Consider the following 3065-nt stretch of genomic DNA (forward strand, 5'->3'; position numbering starts at 1 on the left):
ATATTGGTCACGCCGATAATCACGCTGACCAGCATCGCAAACGGCATGTTCATGATATTGAGAATCACAACGGAAATCAAAAAGATGATGAACGAATCGAGCAGCTTGCCGGTGATAAAGCCGGTAAATGCCTGATTGGCAAATCGGCCGTACTCTACCATCATATTGCCCCATTTTTTGCCGAACACTGCATAAATGCAGCGAATGATCTGGCGGATAAAGTTTTCTTTGCCCGCCAGCAGATAAATCGCAACGATGATGCCGATAAAGATGTTTTTAAACATCGTCACCGTATTCATAACACCAACGGATACATAGTTAAGTACATCCACAGACGGGGTAAACGAGCTTTGAATAAATTCTTCCATGTAGCTGACCGCCTGCGCATAGGCGTTCATGACGGTTTCCTCTCCGCTCGGATAATACTGAACGACCAGATCCTGCACGGTGCGCGATAAGTGCATCATATTGCTCGGCAGAGTTGCCGCCAAGCCCGCCACGCTGGAAATCAGCTGCGGGATAATCAGCGCGAGCAGACCGCCGATAATCGCCGCCGCGCCGAGAAATGTCGTGAGCATGGCAAAGATTCCGGCACAGCGCACAGCTTTCCTGCCGCGCCAGCGAAACGTGCGCGCCAGCAGACGCATATATTTGTGCCGCAGCCAATCATAAGGCGAGGACAGCACATAGGCAATACCGATGCCGATAATAATCGGCATAAGAATATTGACCAGCTTGCCGATGCCGGCCGCCAGTCCGTCGAATTTGAAAATACAAAAGAATATCGCAATCGTCACAGCGCCGGTAATGACTATCGTTGCGCCCCAGCCGATGTATTTTTGTATGGCTTTTTTCACGGGAAAACTCCTCTCCTGTCGTGCTTTTCACTATTCCTCTATATTGTAGCAGATTTCCCTTGAAGTCAACGGACAATGAAGATATTTTAACAAAAAATTTCCACGTGCACGAACCCCCTGCGCTTTCGTATAATCCGCAAAATAAAATTTTGGTGTTTTTGTGCACAATTTCCATTGCTTTTGGGGTTGTGTCCGCCTATACTAAAAGAGTAAATAAAATATCCTGATCGAAAGACAGCGATGGAGACAGTACGTCTGTATGGAACTTCTCAGCGAATCGGGGACAGTGTAAGCCCGACACCAGTACATGCAGTCCGAATATCACTCCTGAGTCGCAGACCGAACCGATTTGTTTCCCAGTAGGTTTATGCCGGTTTTCCCCGTTATCGGAAGCGCATATGTCAGTATGCAGTAACAGGTGGTACAACGAAGCAAATATGCTCTCGTCCTTTTACGGATGAGAGCTTTTTTTATTTCTTATTTGAAATCAATTTACGAAATTCTTTCGCTGAACACGATGGATGGAGGAGTTACACATGAAAGATATTGTCGAGATCCGCTGGCACGGCCGCGGCGGACAGGGCGCAAAGACCGCCTGTCTCCTGCTCGCAGACGCTGCATTCAGCTCTGGCAAGTATGTACAGGGTTTTCCGGAATATGGTCCGGAGCGCATGGGTGCACCGATCACGGCGTACAACCGCATCAGTGACACCCGCTGCACCGTACATTCCAATATTTACGACCCGGACTACGTCGTTGTCGTAGACGAGAGCCTGATTGAAACCGTTGATGTGCTCAAGGGTCTGAACCCGAAGGGTGCAATCATCGTCAACACCCCGAAGACACCAGCTGAAGTCCGCAAGGAGCTGGGTCACTACGAGGGCCGCGTCTGCACCATCGACGCCCGCCGCATCTCGGAAGAAGTTCTGGGCAAGAACTTCCCGAACACCCCGATGCTGGCTGCTACCGTCAAGGTTTCCGGCGTTGTCGATCCGGAACAGTTCGTTACCAACATGGAAGCATCGTTTAAACACAAGTTTGCGACCAAGCCGCAGGTCATCGCAGGCAACATGACCGTGCTTACCCAGTCTATGGAAGAGGTGCAAGAAGGATGATTCACGCGAAAGATATTAACGAGCAGTCCAAGTGGCAGGAGCTGACCCCTGGCTGTGAAATTTACGAACCGGCTACGGCATCCATGACCATCACCGGTGAATGGCGCACCATGGCGCCGAAGTGGGACGCAACCAAGTGCAAGCAGTGTCTGCTGTGCGCACCGTACTGCCCGGATTCCTCGATTCCGGTTGTCGGCGGCAAGCGTCAGGACTTTGATTTTGACCATTGTAAGGGATGCGGCATCTGCTATAAGGTATGTCCGTTCCAGGCTATTTCTTTTGGAAAGGAGGAGAAGTAATCCATGTCGATTCGTGAAAGACTGTCCGGCAACGAAGCCGTTGCCTATGCTATGAAGCAGATCAATCCGGATGTTATGGGTGCTTTCCCGATCACCCCGTCCACAGAAATCCCGCAGTATTTTGCCCAGTACGTGGCAAACGGCGAGGTTGACACCGAATATGTCACGGTTGAGTCGGAGCACTCCTCCATGTCCACCTGTATCGGCGCCGCTGCTGCCGGTGCACGTGCCATCACCGCAACATCTTCCTGCGGTCTGGCTCTGATGTGGGAGCTGCTGTACGTTGCCGCTTCCGCTCGTCTGCCGATCACGCTGGCACTGGTAACTCGTGCCCTGACCGGCCCGATCAACATCAACAACGACCATTCCGATGCGATGGGTGCCCGCGATGCCGGCTGGATTCAGCTGTTCGCAGAGAACAACCAAGAGGCATACGACAACTACATCCAGTGTATGCCGATCAGTGAGAACCCGGACGTTCGTCTGCCGATCATGGCATGTCAGGACGGTTTCATCACCTCTCACGCGGTAGAAAACATCGAGCTGGAAACCGATGAGATGGTAAAGAACTTTGTCGGCACCTACAATCCGGAAAACTACCTGCTCAAGCATGAGAATCCGCTGGCTGTCGGCCCGTATGGTATCTCTCCGTACTACATGGAGGCAAAAGTTGCTCAGGCAAACGCCATGAAGAATGCCAAGAAGGTCATTCTGGAAGTCGGCAAGAAGTTCGGCGACATCACCGGTCGTTACTACGGCTTCTTTGAAGCATACAAGATGGAAGACGCAGAGAC

General features: G+C 51.4%; 3 protein-coding genes and 1 pseudogene. 3 read left to right on the plus strand and 1 reads right to left on the minus strand.

From position 1 onward, the window contains the following. Positions 1-857, minus strand: an 857-nt coding sequence (locus ACR0P9_RS10035) for an AI-2E family transporter (RefSeq protein WP_432619751.1), incomplete at its 3' end; no start/stop codon positions are given. Between the two features lie 536 nt (positions 858-1393). Here ACR0P9_RS10035 and ACR0P9_RS10040 point away from each other — a divergent pair. From ACR0P9_RS10040 to porA, 3 genes and pseudogenes are all read left to right on the plus strand, one after another. Beyond that, positions 1394-1972, plus strand: coding sequence for a 2-oxoacid:acceptor oxidoreductase family protein (locus ACR0P9_RS10040; protein ID WP_418234570.1), 579 nt, complete (start codon positions 1394-1396; stop codon positions 1970-1972). Then, positions 1969-2271, plus strand: a complete 303-nt coding sequence (locus ACR0P9_RS10045; protein WP_432619753.1) for a 4Fe-4S binding protein — start codon at positions 1969-1971, stop codon at positions 2269-2271. The genes ACR0P9_RS10040 and ACR0P9_RS10045 overlap by 4 nt, the downstream gene beginning before the upstream one ends. 3 nt (positions 2272-2274) lie before the next feature. Then, positions 2275-3065 (plus strand): annotated as a pseudogene (gene porA, locus ACR0P9_RS10050) (pyruvate ferredoxin oxidoreductase); the annotation flags it as partial.

It is taken from the genome of Butyricicoccus sp. (genome assembly GCF_050872565.1).
GTDB lineage: Bacteria > Bacillota > Clostridia > Oscillospirales > Butyricicoccaceae > Butyricicoccus_A.

Coding starts and splice junctions, on each gene's coding strand:
- ACR0P9_RS10040 (WP_418234570.1), top strand. CDS start 1,394: ATGAAAGATATTGTCGAGATCCGCTGGCACGGCCGCGGCGGACAGGGC.
- ACR0P9_RS10045 (WP_432619753.1), top strand. CDS start 1,969: ATGATTCACGCGAAAGATATTAACGAGCAGTCCAAGTGGCAGGAGCTG.